Source organism: Pseudomonas sp. S2_C11 (assembly GCF_054668395.1).
In genome coordinates this window covers 5,498,756-5,518,702 of the sequence record NZ_CP162765.1, presented here as the reverse complement: position 1 = coordinate 5,518,702, position 19,947 = coordinate 5,498,756, and the positions used below count along the sequence as shown (strand labels likewise).

At 60.4% G+C, this 19,947-nt stretch carries 16 protein-coding genes; 12 read left to right on the top strand and 4 right to left on the bottom strand.

The window, feature by feature from the left end; translation table 11 throughout:
• The first annotated feature begins 133 nt into the window (after nucleotides 1-133).
• The 5 genes from AB4N48_RS24755 (at nucleotide 134) to AB4N48_RS24735 (ending at nucleotide 9,439) form a co-directional block, all read left to right on the top strand.
• Complete coding sequence (locus tag AB4N48_RS24755) at nucleotides 134-1,138, top strand: asparaginase (RefSeq protein WP_252885036.1); 1,005 nt, start codon at nucleotides 134-136, stop codon at nucleotides 1,136-1,138.
• A gap of 245 nt (nucleotides 1,139-1,383) precedes the next feature.
• Entirely contained in the window at nucleotides 1,384-2,376 is a 993-nt protein-coding gene (locus AB4N48_RS24750; RefSeq protein ID WP_460094472.1) for an AraC family transcriptional regulator, read from the top strand.
• A 199-nt stretch (nucleotides 2,377-2,575) separates the two neighbouring features.
• Nucleotides 2,576-3,601 carry a histone deacetylase family protein gene (locus AB4N48_RS24745; RefSeq protein ID WP_460094471.1) on the top strand — a complete coding sequence of 342 codons (1,026 nt, stop codon included), beginning with the start codon at nucleotides 2,576-2,578 and terminating at the stop codon, nucleotides 3,599-3,601.
• Complete coding sequence (locus AB4N48_RS24740; RefSeq protein ID WP_423663657.1) at nucleotides 3,598-4,692, top strand: polyamine ABC transporter substrate-binding protein; 1,095 nt, start codon at nucleotides 3,598-3,600, stop codon at nucleotides 4,690-4,692. Before AB4N48_RS24745 ends, AB4N48_RS24740 begins: the two co-directional genes overlap by 4 nt.
• A 142-nt stretch (nucleotides 4,693-4,834) precedes the next feature.
• On the top strand, nucleotides 4,835-9,439 hold the full coding sequence (locus AB4N48_RS24735; protein WP_460094470.1) for a dermonecrotic toxin domain-containing protein: 4,605 nt from the start codon (nucleotides 4,835-4,837) through the stop codon (nucleotides 9,437-9,439).
• Here the strand turns inward: AB4N48_RS24735 and pdxR are convergent.
• Complete coding sequence (gene pdxR, locus AB4N48_RS24730) at nucleotides 9,396-10,946, bottom strand: MocR-like pyridoxine biosynthesis transcription factor PdxR (protein ID WP_460094468.1); 1,551 nt, start codon at nucleotides 10,944-10,946, stop codon at nucleotides 9,396-9,398. The two genes, AB4N48_RS24735 and pdxR, sit on opposite strands and share 44 nt — an antisense overlap.
• 93 nt (nucleotides 10,947-11,039) lie before the next feature.
• Between pdxR and AB4N48_RS24725 the strand changes: the two genes are divergently transcribed.
• Genes AB4N48_RS24725 through AB4N48_RS24715 form a run of 3 tightly spaced genes read left to right on the top strand, consistent with a single transcriptional unit; the run spans nucleotide 11,040 to nucleotide 12,804 of the window.
• On the top strand, nucleotides 11,040-11,663 hold the full coding sequence (locus AB4N48_RS24725; RefSeq protein ID WP_186568773.1) for an FMN-binding negative transcriptional regulator: 624 nt from the start codon (nucleotides 11,040-11,042) through the stop codon (nucleotides 11,661-11,663).
• Between the two features lie 10 nt (nucleotides 11,664-11,673).
• On the top strand, nucleotides 11,674-12,120 hold the full coding sequence (locus AB4N48_RS24720; protein WP_423522071.1) for a GNAT family N-acetyltransferase: 447 nt from the start codon (nucleotides 11,674-11,676) through the stop codon (nucleotides 12,118-12,120).
• 12 nt (nucleotides 12,121-12,132) lie between these two features.
• Nucleotides 12,133-12,804: a GNAT family N-acetyltransferase gene (locus AB4N48_RS24715; RefSeq protein WP_460094466.1), complete on the top strand. Its 672-nt coding sequence runs from the start codon at nucleotides 12,133-12,135 to the stop codon at nucleotides 12,802-12,804.
• Between the two features lie 122 nt (nucleotides 12,805-12,926).
• On the opposite strand, the gene AB4N48_RS24710 is transcribed toward AB4N48_RS24715, so the two are convergent.
• Complete coding sequence (locus tag AB4N48_RS24710) at nucleotides 12,927-13,829, bottom strand: homocysteine S-methyltransferase family protein (protein WP_460094464.1); 903 nt, start codon at nucleotides 13,827-13,829, stop codon at nucleotides 12,927-12,929.
• Between the two features lie 113 nt (nucleotides 13,830-13,942).
• Here AB4N48_RS24710 and AB4N48_RS24705 point away from each other — a divergent pair, with 113 nt between their 5' ends.
• Nucleotides 13,943-14,764, top strand: coding sequence for an ABC transporter substrate-binding protein (locus AB4N48_RS24705; protein WP_076564634.1), 822 nt, complete (start codon nucleotides 13,943-13,945; stop codon nucleotides 14,762-14,764).
• The gene (locus AB4N48_RS24700) at nucleotides 14,761-15,597 is read left to right on the top strand and encodes an amino acid ABC transporter permease (RefSeq protein WP_150637200.1); all 837 of its coding nucleotides are present in this window, start codon (nucleotides 14,761-14,763) and stop codon (nucleotides 15,595-15,597) included. Before AB4N48_RS24705 ends, AB4N48_RS24700 begins: the two co-directional genes overlap by 4 nt.
• 7 nt (nucleotides 15,598-15,604) lie before the next feature.
• On the opposite strand, the gene AB4N48_RS24695 is transcribed toward AB4N48_RS24700, so the two are convergent.
• Both AB4N48_RS24695 and AB4N48_RS24690 read right to left on the bottom strand, forming a co-directional pair.
• Nucleotides 15,605-15,883 (bottom strand): helix-turn-helix domain-containing protein, encoded by a 279-nt coding sequence (locus AB4N48_RS24695; RefSeq protein ID WP_071171374.1) that lies wholly within the window; start codon nucleotides 15,881-15,883, stop codon nucleotides 15,605-15,607.
• Nucleotides 15,880-17,229, bottom strand: coding sequence for a HipA domain-containing protein (locus tag AB4N48_RS24690; RefSeq protein ID WP_460094463.1), 1,350 nt, complete (start codon nucleotides 17,227-17,229; stop codon nucleotides 15,880-15,882). Before AB4N48_RS24690 ends, AB4N48_RS24695 begins: the two co-directional genes overlap by 4 nt.
• Nucleotides 17,230-17,408: 179 nt before the next feature.
• Between AB4N48_RS24690 and AB4N48_RS24685 the strand changes: the two genes are divergently transcribed.
• Both AB4N48_RS24685 and AB4N48_RS24680 read left to right on the top strand, forming a co-directional pair.
• Nucleotides 17,409-17,696, top strand: coding sequence for a hypothetical protein (locus tag AB4N48_RS24685; protein ID WP_252878200.1), 288 nt, complete (start codon nucleotides 17,409-17,411; stop codon nucleotides 17,694-17,696).
• Nucleotides 17,599-19,788 carry an autotransporter family protein gene (locus AB4N48_RS24680; RefSeq protein WP_460094462.1) on the top strand — a complete coding sequence of 730 codons (2,190 nt, stop codon included), beginning with the start codon at nucleotides 17,599-17,601 and terminating at the stop codon, nucleotides 19,786-19,788. Before AB4N48_RS24685 ends, AB4N48_RS24680 begins: the two co-directional genes overlap by 98 nt.
• The last annotated feature ends 159 nt before the right edge of the window (nucleotides 19,789-19,947 follow it).

Sequence of the window (19,947 nt, the reverse complement as noted above, 5' to 3'; positions counted from 1 at the left end):
ACTGTGATGCAATAACTTGTAGGAGTGAGCCTGCTCGCGATGGCGGACTTTCAGCCAACATCATTGTTGAATGACACACTGCTTTCGCGAGCAGGCTCGCTCCCACAGGGCCCTCATCGTTTCGGAGAATCCTATGAGCTCGTCGACCTATCCCGCCGCTCAACACGTCATGGTGCTCTACACCGGTGGCACCATCGGCATGCAGGCCAGCGCCAACGGGCTGGCCCCGGCGTCCGGTTTCGAAGCGCGGATGCGCGACTATCTGCACAGTCAGCCTGAGCTGGTAGTGCCGCAGTGGCAGTTTCGGGAAATGTCGCCGCTGATCGACAGCGCCAACATGACCCCGGCCTACTGGCAGCAACTGCGCGAAGCGGTGGTCAATGCCGTGGACGTGCAAGGCTGCGACAGCGTGCTGATTCTGCACGGCACCGACACCCTGGCCTACAGCGCGGCGGCGATGAGTTTTCAGTTGCTCGGTCTGCATGCCCGCGTGTGTTTCACCGGTTCGATGCTGCCAGCGGGTGTGACCGACAGCGATGCCTGGGAAAACCTCGGCGGCGCGCTGGTCGCCCTCGGCCAAGGCCTGGCGCCGGGCGTGCACCTGTACTTCCACGGCGAACTGCTGGCACCGACCCGCTGCGCGAAAGTGCGCAGCTTCGGCCGCCATCCGTTCAAACGCCTGGAGCGTCAGGGCGGTGGTGTGAAGGCGCCTTCGATTCCAGGCGCGCTGAACTACAACCAGCCGAAGCAACTGGCGAAAGTCGCGGTGTTGCCGCTGTTTCCCGGCATCAGTGCCGAAGTCCTCGACGGCCTGCTCGACAGCGGCATTCAAGGTCTGGTGCTGGAATGCTACGGCAGCGGGACCGGGCCGAGCGATAACCCCGAGTTCCTCGCCAGCCTTGGCCGTGCACGGGATAACGGCGTGGTGGTGGTGGCAGTGACGCAATGCCATGAAGGCGGGGTCGAGCTGGATGTCTACGAGGCTGGCAGCCGCTTGCGGGGTGTTGGCGTGTTGTCTGGTGGCGGCATGACCCGCGAGGCGGCGTTCGGCAAGTTGCATGGCTTGCTGGGGGCCGGGCTGGAAACGGCTGAAGTGCGCCGATTGATCGAACTGGATTTGTGTGGTGAGTTGAACTGAGCTCGGCGCTGGATTGCCCCTCACCCTAACCCTCTCCCAGAGGGAGAGGGAACTGACCGTAGTGTCTTGCGCTATACACCGACCTTATAAACAGTGTCGATTATGGATTCGGCGGCGGTGTCTCACGTCGGTGTATTTCTGCAATATCCCCCGTTCGGCCCCCTCTCCCTCTGGGAGTGGGCTGGGGTGAGGGCCTGCGGCATGCAACTTGCTGCGTCCCAGCCACCTCAAGGCTGGAAGATCCCATGCTCCACTCCCACCTCACCACCCTCAACGCGGTCTCGCTGATCCTCAACACGTTCAAGGCCGAAGGCCTGTCGAGCGAGGCGTTACTGGCCGGCAGCGGCATCGTGGCAGCGGATCTGCAGCGTGCCGATACGCGCATCACCACCCATCAAGAGATGCAGGTCTGCACCAACGCGGTCGCGCTCAAACGTGACATTGGCCTTGAGTTGGGTCGACGCATGCACGTGTCCTGTTACGGCATGCTCGGTTACGCCCTGCTGACCTGTGCCACCTTCGGTGACGCTTTGCGTCTGGCTATCCGTTATCCGGCGCTGTTGGGCACGTTGTTCGAACTGAGCCTGGAAGACGATGGCGAGCAGGTCTGGTTCGTCGCTGCTGATTACCGTGAAAGCGCGGCGATGGCGGTGTTCAACGCCGAATTCTGTCTGGTGTCACTGAAAGTCATCTGCGACGACTTGCTCGGCCATCCGCTGCCGCTGCGCGCCACGCGCTTCGAACATGCAGCGCCGGACTATCGCGACAGCTACGCCGAACCCTTCGACTCGCCGCTGCACTTTTCGGCCAAGGACAACGCCTTCGCCTTCGACCGCCACTGGCTCGATCAGCCGCTGCCGCTGGCCGACGCGATCACCCATCAGGCCATGGCCGAACGTTGCCGCAAGCAGAATCTTGAGTTCACCGGACGTCAGGCCTGGCTGGGGCGGATTCGTCAGTTGCTCAGCGCACAATTGAATGCCGCGCCGGGGCTCGAGGGGCTCGCGCAGCAAATGAAGTGCTCACCGCGCACCCTGCGCCGGCATTTGAAAGACATGGGCAGCAGCTATCAGGAACTGCTCGATGAACTGCGCTTCGAACGGGCCAAGCAGATGCTGTGTGAAGACCAGTTGCCGATCTATCGGATCGCCGAGACGCTGGGCTTCAGCGAGACCGCGAGTTTCCGTCATGCATTTGTGCGCTGGAGTGGCGTGGCGCCGAGTCAGTTCAGATCCTGAAGATCAAAAGATCGCAGCCTTCGGCAGCTCCTACAGGGATCGGTGAGCTGCCGAAGGCTGCGATCTTTGGTTGTGAGGGGCGAATTGCGGTCAGAGGTTTTGGCCATATCGATCCCCTTTTGGCCGCTCCCGACGTTCTCCGATTCAAGTTGCGCCGCAACACTGAAGACCACCGAATCAGCCTTGCGGAGAACAACAAATGCTGACGATCTACTCAGACGATCACCACTTGCACCATGGCCGCTGCGAACTCATCGATGGCCAGCTCAAGCCGTGCTTCGAAATGCCGTCGCGTGCCGACCACGTACTGCAACGCGTGCAGAAGCAAAACCTCGGGGCGGTCGAAGCGCCGAAGGATTTCGGCCTGGAGCCGATCGCGCGCATTCACAGCCGTGACTATCTGGATTTTTTCAAAGGTGCATGGCAACGCTGGACCGAGTTCAACACCGACGGCGACTTGCTGCCTTACACCTGGCCGGCGCGCACGCTGCGTGCGATCAAACCGACCAGCCTGCACGGCCAGCTCGGTTATTACAGCTTCGACGGCGGCGCGCCGATTACCGCCGGCACCTGGCAAGCGGCCTATAGCGCGGCGCAAGTGGCGCTTACCGCGCAGGCTGAAATCCAGCGTGGCGCACGCGCGGCCTTCGCCCTGTGCCGTCCGCCGGGACATCACGCCGCCAGCGACTTGATGGGCGGTTATTGCTACCTCAACAACGCCGCCATCGCCGCTCAGGCCTTTCTCGATCAGGGCCACAAGAAAGTCGCGATCCTGGACGTCGACTACCACCATGGCAACGGCACTCAGTCGATTTTCTACGAACGCAGCGACGTCCTGTTCACTTCGATCCACGGCCACCCGGAAGCGGAGTTTCCGTTCTTCCTCGGCTACGACGACGAGCGCGGCGAAGGTGCCGGTGAAGGCTTCAATTTCAACTATCCGCTGCCGGCCGGTTCCGGCTGGGATGTCTGGAGTGCAGCGCTGGATCAGGCCTGCGACGAGATTGATCGCTACGGAGCGGACATCGTTGTCGTCTCCCTCGGCGTCGATACGTTCAAGGACGATCCGATCTCGCAGTTCAAACTCGACAGCCCGGATTACCTGGCCATGGGCAAGCGCATCGCCGCCCTCGGCAAGCCGACCCTGTTCGTCATGGAAGGTGGCTACGCGGTGGAGGAGATCGGCATCAACGCAGTGAACGTGCTGGAAGGTTTTGAACAATGAAAAAGCGACTGATCGCCTCGGCGCTGTGCGCGGCCCTGCTAAGCGCTGGCGCCCACGCCGAAGAACGCACGCTGCGCGTCTATAACTGGTTCGACTACATCACGCCCAAGGCGCTGGACGACTTCAAGGCACAGAACAGCCAGACCAAACTGATCTACGACATCTTCGACACCAACGAAGCGCTCGAGGCCAAGCTGCTCACCGGCAACTCCGGCTATGACGTGGTGGTGCCGTCCAACGTGTTCCTCGCCAAGCAGATCGAGGCCGGAGTGTTCCAGCCGCTTGATCGCAGCAAGTTGCCGAACTGGAATCATCTCGATCCGAAGCTGATGAAGCTGATCGAAGCCAATGATCCTGGAAACAAATTTGCCGTGCCGTACATGTACGGCACCATTCTGATCGGCTTCAACCCCGCCAAGATCAAAGCAGCCCTGGGCGATAACGCGCCGGTAGACAGTTGGGACCTGATCTTCAAGGAAGAGAACATCAGCAAGCTCAAGCAGTGCGGCGTCGCCCTGCTCGACTCGCCGTCGGAGATTCTGCCGCTGGCTCTGCAACACCTGGGCCTGGACCCCAACAGCAAGAAGCCGGCGGATTACGCCAAGGCCGAAGCGCTGCTGATGAAGATTCGTCCTTACGTGACCTACTTCCATTCGTCCAAGTACATGGCCGACATCGCCAACGGCGACATCTGCGTGGCCGTCGGTTATTCCGGCAGCTTCTCGCAAGCGGCCAACCGCGCCAAGGAAGCGAAAAACGGCGTGGTGGTGGAAATGCGCTTGCCCAAAGAAGGCGCGCCGATCTGGTTCGACATGCTCGCCATTCCCAAGGGCGCGAAGAACACCGAGGACGCCTACACCTTCATCAACTATCTGCTGCAACCGGCGGTGATTGCCCCGGTCAGCGATTTTGTCGGCTATCCGAACCCGAACAAGGACGCCACCGGCCTGGTCGATCCAGCCATTCGCAACAACCCGAACCTGTACCCGACCGACGCGGCAATGAGCACGCTCTACACCTTGCAGCCGCTGCCTCGGGATGCCGAACGCGCACGCACGCGAGCGTGGACGAAAATCAAGTCCGGGACCTGAAACCGGCTCGTTTGCTCAAGACCCGCCTCGGCGGGTCTTTTTTTTGCCTGGCAGCTTTATCTACCGCACGGGTCGCTGTTGCGCCTTTTAACTTGCCCTGCTCCGCCGCCCTTGCGGCGTCCCGACAGAGCAGGAAACCACCATGACCGCCATTCCCAAAGCCAGTGCCGTCGATATCGTGACTCAGCTGGTTACTGGCCCCTCACTGCAGGAAGTCGCTTCAAAAACGCTGCGCGATGCCCTCAAGACGCTGTATCCGAATCTCGACATAGACCCGCGTCTGGCGATGGTCGTGCAACCCACCTGGGCCATTGTGGATGGTCGAGTCGTACCCGACGGGTATCAGGCTGGATCGCTGACCAACGCCCTGGTGCGGCTCGGCCTGTCCGGCACCACGGTGACGTACCTTGATGGCGAGCATTATCTGACCCTGCAACCCGGCATGCCCGCACCCGCGCATCTGCCGGTAAAGATCGATGCCATCGGCCTGTTGCTCAACGAACTGGCGCCACTGCTGTTCATCGCCTACAAGGAGCAGCACGTCGAATACTGGGACGAGTTCACCTACCCCGGGCAACCGCGCTGGCAGCAGTTGTCCGAGGCACTGCGCAACCTGTGGAACGTCGATGCCAGCGTCGGCTGGGACGCTGACGAGATCGCCATGGCCCGGGCGATTTTCAAACAGCCCGACCCGCAACAACGCCTGGCCCCCGCCCCGTACTCGGCAAAGGCATATCTGATTGACCTCGATCGCGGTGGCGCCGACACGCCATCGCACTTGACCGTGGTCGATGCCGCAGTAGTGATCGGCACAATCGCAGACCGCAAGTTGATTCTCACCCACGCGGTCACCCAGGGCTTTCAGCGTTTCGACTCACTGGAGGAGCTCGGCGAGGCTCTGCTGCGGATATATGGCGCAAGCGCCTCGGGCGAAGATCTCAAGTGGCGGCTGGTCGAACCCCAGGGCAATTTCTTCGACCAGCAGGCGTGCACGCTGATTTCCATGGAAGCGGATGCCTTGGGCGAAATCAGTTTTTTTCAGGATTCCCCTGGTAAACGCGTCTATCCGCATACCGGCACGGCCGGCAAACCGGCTCAACCGACACCGCGCCTCGAAGCGCACTTCGAGCGTTTGCAGCCGATGCTTCCGGACTGGCTGAACGACGCACTGCCCATGGATCAGACGCGTTACAGCCGGCACCTGCTGGATCTGACAACGCTGCAGCACGAGAACAACGGCAAATCCTTTCAAAGCGAAATCACCAGCCTGCAGGCGTTCACTCGTGCAGCGCTGATCAAACAGATTCTCAAGGAGCAGCCCGGCGCCAAAGACGTGAACATCGACAACATCGAAATCACCATCACCAGTCTCGTAGTCTGGGGCACCTTTGTGTTGCCGGGAAATACTCAGACTCAGACATGGACGCTGACCGAGCTTGCCCTGCAAAACCTCGCAGGCCTGCCCTTGGGCAACAAGACTGTGCGGTACAAGGATGGCAGCCCGGTACCCGAGTGGATGAGCGCGACTTTTCTGGAAAAACTGGTCAGCACGGTCGACATCGGCAAGACCTACCCGGCGCATCTCAAGGCCATGCTGCTAGACGACCCCGTGCAAGCGCCGCTGTTGCAAGGGCTCTACACCAGTCAGTTGCGCATTGAGCTGCCATTGCTGGCGTTGCAGCACAAGATCCGGGGTAGAGCCGGCCTCGATGAATCGGGTTATCGATACGTGGTCGCCGCATTCGCCACCACTGGCGCGGAACGCTACGTCGATGGCGAGGAAATCGTCATTCGCCCTTTGGCCTTCGTCGCTCATCGCAGCCGCTCCACCGCAGACACTGTCGACAACATGTATGTCATAGGCCCGCGCGATGCCGACAAAGGGCCGTGCGTGCTGTATCGACCGCTGTTCGACAAGACTCTGCTGCAATATCCGGGGCCCGCGAATCTGCTTTTTGCGATCCAGCATTCGCGACATTTGCGTGACTCGGTACTGGCCTGGTTGCCGGACGATGTGCGCTTCAATTACAGCCAGTTCGTCTTTACCGCCAGGCTGCCGTCGGTGTGGACGATCCCGCAACTGATGATCAATCCGACCACTGCGCTGGATATGTCAGGCGCGGTTGCGCTGGGCACTCAGGTGATCGCCAGCGATGTCCTCGCAACCCTGCACGAAAGCAACGTCAAGGCGCTTGTCACTCAAGCCGACCGGCAGTCGGTCTCCGATGCCGAAGCACGCTGGGCCTCGCTGAAACAGGGCGGCTGGGTGATGCTCAATGCCGCGCTGCCGTTCCTGGGCCGCAGCGTAGGCACAGCGGCGTGGATCTGGCAGATCATGGATGATCTGCAGGAAATCACCGACGGCGCCAACGAGCAATCGGGGAAGATCGCCTGGACGGCCATCGCCGATATTCTCCTGGCGCTGGGCATGGTGCTCGCCCACCGTGCGGCGGTGGGCGATGCGCCATCGACACCCGTGGCCACGGAGCTCGAAGAGGACCCAGCGACGACCAGACCTGCCGCCAGAATCGTCAAAGCGCTGCGCCAGCCCGATATCACCGGCCCGCAATTAACCCAATTCCATGGCACATCAATCGACAGCATCACGGCGCTGAAGCGATCCCCGACGGCACTCGCCACGCTGTTGGACGGGTTCGAGGTCGGCAAGCCCGAAGCCCTTGGCGCAGCCACCCGGGAAGGCGCGTACCGAGACCTCTACGCCCACGCAGACAAATGGTACGCCCGGGTCGGTGAGCGCTGGTTCGAAGTCGCGCGCAACGCGCATGGCGATGTGCACATCGTCGATACGCGTCAGCCCGCCCGACCAGCCGGGCCCAGGCTTGCCTATACCGCCAATGGCCAATGGGTGATAGATCTGCGTTTGCGCCTGCGCGGAGGCGGGCTGGAGGACGGGCGCAAGGTGGCGCAAGGCAAAAAAAACCAGGAGGTGGCCGTATTGTCCGAGCAGATCACCGCGTTCGATTTGACGATGGAGAGCAAAGGCAGCCTTCTCGATACCGAACGCAACAGCCTGCGCGATGCCCCTGCGCAGGCACGCGAACAAGCGCTTGCGCAGTACCTCGCCACGCTCGATTCACAGCACAACGAATATGCCGCGAACATTCAGCTGATCAAGACACTCAACTGCAAGCAATCGATTCCCAACTACCGCACGGTCATGCCGGAGCGGTTGGACATGCAGTTGTTTCTGGGGCAGGAGTGGCTCAGTAATAACGCTTCGGATTACCAGCAACGCGTACTGAGGGTGCAGGCGATACTGGACGACGAACTGCGCGGCGAATCGCAGGCAGTCACCTCTGCGTTTGAACAGTTGAACGATGCCACTCAAACCATTATCGAGAAAATGGAGTCGGCTGAAGCCTGCCTGGATGAACTGACCAGGCTGGGACCTGATGGTCTGGAGATAAAGCAGAAATACAACATCAGCCTGGCGCCCTACCCGCTGGATGATCTGAAGACTCTGCAAATCAGTCTCGGCCAGTACACCTGCATCAAGCCCGGCGATTCCACCGCTCATGTCGAGGCACAACAAGCGCTGGCCAGTCTGTTCGAAGATGCTGCGCTGAACGTTCAGAGTTCGCGGGACCTGAGCGCCGATGAAAGCCTCAGTGATCTGCGCATACGCATCGACGCCCTGAGTCAGGTGAGCGAACAGTTCGCTTCCGTGGACAAGCGTTTCGATGACCTGGCGAGTGAATATTCCGAACACATACACACGGAACGCCTCAGGCAATTGCAGGCGCGCGTGGCCGCATTCAATGATAGCGCCGACAACCGACTCGCCGACCTGTTGCGCTACCGGCATCTACTGGTGCCGCAAGCCGGTCCGTCGAGACCCGCAACGTCAGCTTCGAATCGGCAGATCATCAAGACACGCAACAAGGGCACCCTGGTCGGCCAGCGGAAAAAAAGCCTCGACGGCAAGAACACCGATCTGGTCGAAGTCGGTACGGCGCTGACGAGAGTGATCGCGACATTCAAGGAGGAATCGCCAGGTATCTGGGTCGAGCAGAGTGCACGGCCTGCACCGTTGCCTAAAGCCCGGCCCAACCTCAACAAGAGCATCAGCGAAGGGCAGGCATTGATCGACGGGCTGGCGGCGTTTCATCGGCGCATCGAGGCGCGTCTCAAACGCGGCTCGCGCATCCCCGTGGAGGTCGAAGAGGAATACCACAACCACGCCACCCTGTTGCGCAAAGCCTGTGCGGCGATCGATGAAGCGTTAACGGCGAGTAACCTCACCGCTGCTCTGCATGAACCGTCCGAAGAGCTCAACCACAAGCTCGACGCTGCGGCTACGACACTGGAGCAAAAAGGCACCAGCACGCGAATCCGCCTGGTCAAGCAACAACTGCCAACAGCTGCCGGGGTCGAGTGGCTCAAGGACAAGGGCGAAGTGAGCATCTCGAAAACCCTGACCCGACGGCGTCTGAGGCGCCATCAAAACGATTTTCTCGACGAGTATCAGATTCGTGATGCGCATACCGACAAGGTCCTCTGCTATGCGCATTTCCATTACAGCAGCGTCGACGCGCCCGTTGGTGCATTTGTGCGTGGACATATGAAAACGCTCGCTCAGCACCGCATGGGGGGCGTCGCCGAAATAACGGGTGTGGATAATCAAAGGCTGATTGAAATCCATCGCAGCGAAATTTCCAGTCGCAGCGCCGAAACGCTGTTCTTCAATCTTGCCAAGCCTGCCGCAGACGCGACAGCGCCGCTTTGATCGCAGGCTCTGGTACGGCGGCAAAACCCAGCACCAAGCCGGCGCGCTGATCCATGGGCGTAGTCGAGTCGGGTAACCAGTAGCTGCTCAGGCCGTTGATTTCGACATCGACCTCAGCGGCCTGAGCGATCAATTGCTGCTCGCGCTCGATGCTGTCCACGGCGACGGTCAGGTGCAGCCCGGCTGAAACGGCCGGCAACTGACCGACACCGGCGATCATCGGCCAGCCTTCGAGCAGGCAGTTGCGCCGGCTCAGCGCAGCCCGGCGCATGCGACGGATATGTCGCTGGAAATGCCCGGCAGCCATGAACTCGGCCATCACCGCTTGGGTGCTGACTTCCGAATGCCGCACATCGACGGCGCGGCGTTGCGCAAACGCGTCGACCAGCGCTGGCGGCAGCACCAGATAACCAAGGCGCAACGCCGGAAAAGCGACCTTGCCGAAGGTGCCGACGTAGAGCACACGCCCCTGACGATCAAGTGCCGCCAACGGCGCCAGCGGTGCGCCGGTGTAGCGGTACTCGCCGTCGTAATCATCCTCGACGATCCAGCCGCCGACACGCTCGGCCCAGGCGAGCAATTCCAGACGCCGGGCCAGACTCATCACCACTCCGGTCGGGTACTGATGAGACGGCGTGACATAAGCCACCCGACAATCGCTGAGCCGGGCCATGGCGCTGCAATCGATCCCGTCGCTATCTACCGCCACCCCATGCAATTTCGCCCCCGCCACAGCGAAGGCATGCCCGGCGGCGCGATAGCCCGGATTCTCGATCGCCACACCGTCCCCCGGCTCGACCAGCAACTGTGCACAAAGGCTGATGCCCTGCTGTGCGCCACTGGTGATCACAATTTGCTCAGCGGCGCACTGCATGCCGCGCGAGCTGCGCAGATAGGCAGCGATCATGCCGCGCAGCCGCGCGTCACCGGCCGGGTCGCCGTAACACAGCTGCTGCAGATCCGGTTTACGCCAGAAAGCCGCGTTCAGCTTGGCCCAGACCTCGAACGGGAACAGATCAAATGCAGGCACACCCACCCGAAAAGCGCGCGGCGGACCGCTCGGTGGTCGAGGTAAATGGTGCTTTTCAATGCGAGAAAAGCCACCACTGTGGATAACTTTGCTGGATGAATTCACAGGTAAATCCAGCCAATTTGTGGATAAGGCTGTGGGTAAACCTGTTGACAAGCCTGTGGATGAATTTGTGGATAGTTTTTTCTCAGGCGTGGATGCCTGAGCCAATTGCGCCACGTAAGTACCGTCGCCGACGCGCCCTTCGATAAAGCCCTCGGCATACAACTGATCGTAGGCGCGCACCACGCTGTTACGGGAAATGCCCAGCGCCGAGGCCAGGTCACGGCTGGCCGGCAATCGCGTGCCACTGGCCAGGCGTCCATCCAGCACCCGCAGGCGCAGAGCCTGATAGAGCTGGCGACTCAGGCCCTGACGGCGATCGAGTTCGATTCCGGCCGGATTGAAAGGCATCGACAAGGGTGGCAGATCAGGCATGGCGAATGGACCTATGAAATGGCTCGGCAATGGCTCTTACAACGGACCAATAGCCTGCCTAGGATGCAGGCATTCGCCAAGGAAAATCTGTCCATGTACACGCCACGCGCCTTTGCCATCGAAGACTTGTCCCAACTGCACGAACTGATCCTCGCCACGCGCCTGGCCATTCTGGTCAGCCACGGCGAAAGCGGCCTGCAAGCCAGCCACGTGCCGGTGCTGCTGCATCGCGAACAGGGCGAATACGGCACGCTCTACGGCCATCTGGCCAAGGCCAATCCGCAGTGGAAGGACCTGCGGGACGGCGCCGAGGCGATGCTGATCTTTGCCGGACCAGACGCCTACGTCAGCCCGGGCTTCTATCCGAGCAAGGCCGAGCACGGCAAGGTCGTGCCGACCTGGAACTACATCGCCGTGCACGCCTACGGTCAGGCCGAGACCTTCAGCGATGGCGGCCGCTTGCTCGACATCGTCAGCACCCTGACTGACCGTCACGAAGCGGGCCGCGCCCAGCCATGGTCGGTGGACGATGCGCCAGCCGAATACATCGACGCCATGCTCAAGGCCATCGTCGGTTTCGCCATTCCCATCGACCGCCTCGAAGGCAAACGCAAGCTCAGCCAGAACCGCAGCGCCGAAGATATTGCCGGGGTGCGCGAAGGCCTTGCCGCCAGCCCCGACGCCAACGATCAAACCCTCGCCCGCCTGATGCGCTAAGGATCTACCCATGACCCAGATCGACATTCGCCCGGTCAGCGCCAATGACCACGCCGCTTGGCTGCCGCTGTGGCAGGCGTACCTGCGCTTCTACAACACCGAACTGCCGGACGCCGTCACCCAGAGCACCTGGCAGCGCTTGCTCGACCCGAATGAACCGACCCACGCCGCACTCGCCTGGGCTGAAGGCAAAGCGCTGGGCATGGTGCATTACATCTATCATCGCTCGAACTGGAGCATCGAAAATTCCTGCTATTTGCAGGATCTGCTGGTGGTGCCGGAAGCCCGTGGCACCGGTGTCGGTCGGCTGTTGATCGAGCATGTCTACGCTACCGCCAAGGCCGATGGTTGCTGCAAAGTCCACTGGCTGACCCATGAAACCAACGCCACGGCGATCCGGCTCTACGAGCGCATTGCCGAACGCCCGGGCTTCATCCAGTTTCGTAAAGCCCTTTAAGGAGACGCGCACATGACCGCTTCACTCGCTGACTGGAAAGGCGTCCCCGCCCCCTCCGCCACGCTGCTCGAAGGCCGTTTCATCCGCCTGGAAAAACTTGACCCGGTACACCATGCCGAGCAGCTTTACGCCGCTCTCGAAGGTCCGGGTGCCGATCCGAAGCTCTGGGATTACTTGCCTTACGGTCCGTTTCCCGAGCGCAGCGCGTTCAACGACTGGCTGAACAATCATGCAGCCAACAGCGACCCGTATTTCTTCAGCGTCATCGACCGTGCGACTGGTCAGGTGCAAGGCATCCTCAGCCTGATGTCGATCGTCCCGGCGCAGGGCCGCATCGAAATCGGCCACGTCACTTTCGGTGCGCCAATGCAGCGCTCGCCGAAAAGCACCGAGGCGGTGTACCTGCTGGCCAAATATTCGTTCGAGCTGGGTTACCGGCGCCTGGAATGGAAGTGCAACAACGGCAACGCCCGCTCCAAATACGCGGCCGAGCGTCTGGGTTTCAGCTTTGAAGGCGTGTTTCGTCAGCACATGGTGGTCAAGGGGCAGAACCGCGATACCGCGTGGTATTCGATTCTGGATGCGGAATGGCCGGCGATCGATGCGGGATTCGAGCGCTGGCTGAGCGATGAAAACCAGACGCCTGCTGGCCAACTCAAAGGTCTGGCCGAATGCCGTAGCTGAACTTCACGGATACCCCTGTGGGAGCGAGCCTGCTCGCGAAGGCGCTGTGTCAGTCACTGCAAATGTGGCCTGACTGACCGCTTTCGCGAGCAGGCTCGCTCCCACAATTGGCGGGGTCTTTCTTAACGACGCAGTTCTTGCGCCAGCACCGCAATGTGCTCCGGGCCGATCCCGCAGCAGCCACCCAGATGGCTGGCGCCGCGCTGTTGCCAGTCCAGCGCCCAGTGCAGATACCCCGGCGGATCGAGATCATCGCGCAACGGGTCGAGGCCGTCGTTGGCCGTGGCTTCTTTCGGTTGCGGAGGAAACGCGTTGGCATACGCGCCGATATTGATCGTGACGCCGAGACGCTCAAAGGTTGCGCGCGCCGCGTCGATGGCCGCGCCAATCACTTCAGGCTGACTGCAATTGAACAGCAGGGTCTCGACGCCAAGTTCAGCCGCCAGCGCAGCCGCTTCGGCTACCGGCTCACCGGAGCGCAGGCGTGGCACTTCATCGGTGTCTTCATCCTTGAGCGTGAATGAAAGCCAGAACGGTTTGCCGTCCTTCGGCAGCCCGGCGTGGATAGTGCGGGCCTCGATAATCGAGCTCTGGGTTTCCGCCAGCCACAGATCAACATGCGGGGCCAGCCCCGTGACCAGCGGCGTCAGCAGCTCGCTCACGCGATCCGCTTCGAACAGATCCGGACGATACGAACCAAACAGCGGCGGCAACGAACCGGCAACACGCACTGGCTTGCCGGATGCCTGCACCGCCCGCCGCGCCAACTCCCCCGCCAGTGCCGCAAGCGCCTGGCCTTCAGCCGCAAAACGCGCCTCGCCAATGTGAAACGGCACCACCGCGTAACTGTTGCTGGTGATCACGTCGGCGCCGCTGTTGATGTACGCGGCATGCACCGCCTCGACCGCCTGCGGCGCTTCGCTCAGCGCCAGTGCCGACCACTCCGGTTGGCGAAACGGTGCGCCGGCGCGTTGCAGTTCACGGCCCATGCCGCCATCGAGAATGACCGTACTTGCTGCGCCCATATGCTTTTCACTCATATGCTTATGAAAATAACTCACTATCAGAGTCGTTCTTATAACTATTTAATACGCACCACTCGGTTAATAACAACCTCTTTTTTCAACGGGAATCGACTGTGAAACTCCAACCGCTATTGGCCCTGGGCCTGACCATTCTGGCCGCATCCACCCAAGCCTTCGGCGGCGCGACGCTGGACCGCGTCGAACAGAAAAAAGAGCTGGTCGGCGTGCTCATGGAAAGCTATCCGCCCTTCTCGTTTCTCAATGAGCAGAATCAACTCGACGGTTTCGATGTCGACGTTGCCAAAGCGGTGGCGGACAAGCTTGGCGTCAAACTGCGTCTGGAAACGCCGTCCTGGGACGTGATCGCCGCCGGCCGCTGGAGCGGGCGCTACGACATCTGCATCTGCTCGATGACCCCGAGCAAGGCCCGCGCAGAAGTGTTCGACTTCCCGGTCGAGTACTACGCCTCGCCAGCGGTAATCGTGGTCAATGCCAAGGACGATCGCATCCACAGCGCCAAGGATCTGAGCGGCAAAAAGGTCGGCCTGACCAGCGCCTCCAGCTACGAAAGTTATCTGAACAAAAATCTGGTGATCGAAGGCGCCGAGGATACGCAGTTGCAGTATCCGTTCGAGGATGTGCAGATCGCTCCTTATGACACCGACAACGTCGCCTTCCAGGATCTGGGCCTGGGCGCCGGCGTGCGCCTGGATGCAATCCTTACCAATCTGGTCACCGCACAGCCGCGTCTGAATCAGGACCAGCGCTTCAAATTGGCCGGCGAACCGCTGTACTCGGAACCGAACTCGGTGGCCATCGAAAAGGGTGACCCGCAGTGGGACGCCAAGGTGCGCGAGGTGTTCGCCCAGCTGAAACAGGACGGCACTCTGAGCAAGCTGTCGCAGAAATGGATCGGCGCCGATATCAGCCAATGACTTCTTTTCCGACCCCGCCACAGCCACCGCAACCGGTGGCTGAAACACGCCTGCAAAAGCTCTTTGGTTTCCGCACGCGCCTGTACCTGACGTGGGCGGCGCTGTTCTGCCTGTTCGCCGGATTCTTCCTGAGCTTCGACCTGAAGTTCGCGATCATCCTCGACAAGCTGCCCAACCTCGTTGGCCTGAAGCTGGCGCCAAACGGCTTCCTGCAAGGCGCAGCGCTGACGCTGTTTCTGTGCGCCTGCTCGATCATCGCCTCGTCGCTGCTCGGTTTCATCACCGCGCTGGCGCGCCTGTCGAGCAGCGCCGTGGCGTTTGGCATCGCCAGTTTCTACACCTCGTTCTTTCGCGGCACGCCATTGCTGATCCAGATCCTGCTGATCTACCTCGGCCTGCCGCAACTGGGCATCGTCCCCGGCGCCATCGTCGCCGGCATCATTGCCCTGTCGCTGAACTATGGCGCCTACCTGAGCGAAATCTTCCGCGCCGGCATCCTCGGCGTCGATCACGGCCAACGCGAAGCATCCCTGGCGCTGGGCCTGCGCGAAAGCGTGATCTTCTGGCGCATCACCCTGCCCCAGGCCATGCGCACAATCATTCCGCCGGCCACCAACCAGTTCATCTCGATGCTCAAGGACTCGTCGCTGATCTCCGTAATGGGCGTCTGGGAAGTGATGTTTCTCGCCCAGTCCTACGGGCGCTCAAGCTATCGCTACATCGAAATGCTCACCACGGCGGCGATCATCTACTGGCTGCTGTCGATCGGGCTGGAGCTGATTCAGGCACGGATGGAGCGGCATTACGGCAAGGCGTATGTGCGCCGTAGTTGAGGTGCATTCAAATGGTGTCCCGGCGAATCCGCACTACGCCCATTTTCATGCCGAATGGGCGGAACACCGCGTTCAGCGACTTCAGGGTCTGATTGCCTTCGCCATGTTCGATATGCACCAGCGTGCGCACTGAAATCTTGCACATCTTCGCGAACTGGGACTGATGCAGACCGGTGACTTCGACCCGTAAACGGCGCACGGCGTCACCGATTTCCAGAGTACCTTCGGCCAGTGATTGCTGAATGCTTTCGATGAGCGCCGTGCGCTCGAGGACGGTCAGACTCATTGCAGGTCCCACTCTTTCAAACGTTGCTCGAGGTTTTTCAGATGCACGCTCGGGTGATTCATGGTTCTGGCGGGCAAACCGCTGGCCGCAAGAATATCCGGCAGTGCGGCCAGACGGCGGGCATCCGCGCGCAGGCCTTCGAACAGCGCAGAGGCATCCAGCCCCGCCAACGAATCGTGCGGATCTGCGTTATCGGCCAATACGCGGCAGACACCTCGCCAATCGACATCGCCCGCCCGCTCCAACTCTCTTGGCCATTTGGTCGTACGAGTCACGCCTTCGTCATCCATGACCATCGGGGCGAGGTCATAAATCGGCGCGAGCTGGAAAGCGTTCTCTTGCCGGATGATCGCCGTGTTACGACCGTGGTTATCTGAGTTTCCGAGGATTTTATTGATCAGGTCGCGACGCAGATAATCGGCGACGAGGCCGGCAATCTGGCTGGCCTGACCCGCTTTGCGCCAGAGCCCGGCGAGCATGCGGATCACTTCCAGATGATTCATGGCGCTGCCTGGCGTCGTCACTTCTGCCAGCGAATAAATCGATTCGACGGCAAAGCGCGACACCGCCCCATCTTTCACTTGTCGATCAAAACGCCGCATCCACAAACTCGGTTTGTTCGCCTCTTCCAAGGCCAGGCCTTCTGCCGCGACCGTTTCGATGCCCAATGTTTGCAGCGCTTTGTAGTAATGGAATTCGCTGCGCAGGATGTCCTGGTCGGTCTGCCCGCCCCTGTTTCTGGCGAATTTCACGAACCAGTGCTGTCGCACTTCTTCATCGTCCAGTACCGCATCGGGATACAGAAGCCCGGCGCTGTTCTCTGCCAGTAATAGCTTCGGAGCTTCCCCACCTGCCCCCGTCGCGCCACCGATGGCCGCGCCCAGCTCGTAGACATATTCAAGAAAGCGGTTGTCGCGGCTAATGACCTCCTCGCGCTTGAATCCGATCGGCTTCCTCTCATCGACTGCTTCCGCCGATTCCTTTATTCGCATGTTGCCAATGGGAGCCGGTGTACTGCGACCCAGCAGAAACAGATCGGCGCTGATCTCGGCGGGTCTTTCCTGACCCAGGCGGGCGAGCAGAAACCGCTTGGCTGCGCCTGCCGGTGCGATGTCGTGGACAAAGGCTGGTGTCTTCGCGCGCCGACCTTCCCAATCCAGCGGATACAGGGCACTCACGGCTTGGGAAAAAGGCGACCCGATCAACTCGATGTTTTCCACCAGATAGTCCGCTTCATAGCCAAAACTGCAGCGGCTTTCGAAGCCTTTTTCCGGATCATCGAAGTCAAGAATCATCGCGTCGTGCCATTGCCCAGCGGTGAAGATCTGGAGTGTCAGGTTGTACATGTTGATTCCGTGTGCATTTTAATGCGTTTCAAGAAAGAGAAATCTTCGACAATTGCAATATAGTGCATTCTGGCAGCCAAAGACGCCCCAAATCTGCAACTAAATGCACATTAGCGCTCGCTACTGACTTACCAAATGCAAAATAATGCAGACAAGCATTTAACTTCACGCTGATAAAAATGCCGTCTTCAAGCGAAAGCTGTAGGAAAAAGAACAAGTGGCGCCGCGCAAAAGAATTGTTTGCGAAATCCAGTGAGGATTTTCCACAGAACGATCCGATGTCGCCTGCGTGGATGTGGGAAGCGGCCGACATCGGTTTTTTTCAGGCAGCAATAGAGTTGGATTTTCTCGATACGGAAATCGAACCTGATGCCCACTCAACACCTATTCGCACCAAAACACCTGGCTCTGGCTATTTCATTGGCAATGGGTTGCGTAGCGCTGGCGAACGCCGAGCAATCCACTGAAGCAATCGAGCAGCCCCCAAGCATGGAAACGACGGAGCAGCCCGAAGCCAACCCCAAGCAACAGGCTTTGGAACGGCTCCAGGGTTTTCTCAACGACGCGAGCACAGTGCCGATTACCTTTACGACACCGGAAGCCGTGTTCAAAGGGACTGAAGTCAACGACTTGATCACCCTTGCAGACGGGGCAAGCTTCACTGGCCGGCTGGATGGCGGCAAGGGCGATAACGTGTTGTTCCTGAATGCTGCGGATGGCGGCACGTTGAACGACACGCGCAACTTCAATGGGTTATTCGTCGCCCAAGGCGACTGGACATTGAGCTCCAAAGGCGATTTCCATGAAGGTGTTCTGGTCGACAGCGGTGGAGCGTTGACCAACCTCGGCAGCATCAAGGGTGATGTGTATGTCAAGAATGGCGGCAGTTTCGCCGGTAAAGGCACGGTGGGAAATCTTGAGGTGGGTGGGCTGCTCACCGTCAATGCAGCGCTTGGCGCACCACGAGTGAAGGGTAATTTGCACTTGGCGCCTGGCGCCGAATTGGCTTACGAGGTCACTCCCGCTGGTGGTCAGACGATCAAGGTCGATGGCACCGCCCAACTCGAAGGTGCCACCCTGAAGATTGTTTCGGCTCCCGGAGAATATCCGCAGAGCAGCCAATACAAAATCATCGAAGCCCGTGAGGTGAAAGGCGAGTTTGGCCGGATCGAGAACGATCTGGCGTATATGACGGCCACGGCTCAATACAACAAGAAATCGGTTGGGCTGACTTACGCTCGCAATGGTGAACCGCTTGAAAGCCTCGCTCCTACAGAAAATGCAGGCGCACTTGCAGGAAGTATTATCGAGCCAGAGCAGCCGACTTCTCCCGCTGTACCGATCGCGACAACGCCCGCTCCAGCTTCAATGACAGCGGTGATCGCAGCTCCAGCCCCCGCCCTGACCTCAGTTGCGACCTTGATTGAAGACTCCGCATCGGTGGAATCATCGATACCCGACGAAATCGTAACTGCACAAACCACCGCACAGCCCGCGTCGGAGCCTGCAAAGCCCATTAACACCGCCGTCGCCGCACTGCTGACCAGCGATAAAACCACCGCGCCAATCGCCCTCGATCAACTTGCCGCAGGCAGCAATGCCAACCTCGCCAAAGCCACGCTGAGCAGTATCACGCCGGTCAGTACGAGCATGCTCTCGGCGATGCGCCAACTGGACAACCGTTCCGGCTCTACTGACGGCTCGCGCAGTTCACCGCGTCAGGCCGCAGGCAACGAAGACTCCGGACGGGTGTGGGTTCAGGCGCTGGGCCACGGCGGCAAGGTTGACCGCGACGCTGACGGCATCCTCCAACATGCCACGCAAGGGCTGGTCGTGGGCGCTGACTGGCGACTCGACGAGCACTGGCATGTCGGCCTGCTTGGCGGCAAATCGCAGACCAAACTCGATGCCCGCCAGTACGACGGCGACCTCGACAGCTGGCACCTCGGTGCCTACGCCGTGCGTCAGGATGGCCCGCTGTCTTTGCGCCTAGGTGCGACCTACGCCAGCCATGACGGCAGCAGCACACGGCGGGTCGCGTTCAAGGGTTTCAGCGATCGTCTCAAAGGCAATTACGACGCCAATACTCAGCAAGCATTTGCCGAGGCCGGGTTCAACCTGGGCCGCAACAACGTGACCCTCGAACCCTTCGCCAGCCTCGGCTATCAGCGCTATCAGCGCGACAGCTACAACGAAAAGGGCGGCGACGCGGCGTTGAAAGTCTACGGCCAGACCCGCGACAACTTCAGCAGCACCTTCGGTCTGCGTGTTGCGCTGGTCAATACGCTGGATAACGGCATGCATTTGACCCCGCGATTGAGCGCAGGCTGGAAACATACCTACGGCGACATCGACAGTGACACCCGCCAGCAACTGCGCAAGGGCGGCAAGCGCTTCGAAGTGACCGGCGCGGCACTGGATCGGAACAGTCTGTCGCTGGATGCGGGGCTCGATCTTGGTCTTTCGGCGGCGCACACACTGGGCGTGGGCTTGACGGGTGAGCTGGGTAATGACAGCCGAACGTATGGCGTGGCGGGTCAATGGCGCATGGCGTTCTGATGGATTAAGCACGCCTCCTGTGGGAGCGAGCCTGCTCGCGAAAGCGGTGCATCATACAAAAGATGCTATTGGCTGACCTGGCGCATTCGCGAGCAGGCTCGCTCCCACATGCGGTCCCTGACAATGACCTGACAGGTCGGAAAATCACAGGCAAAAAAA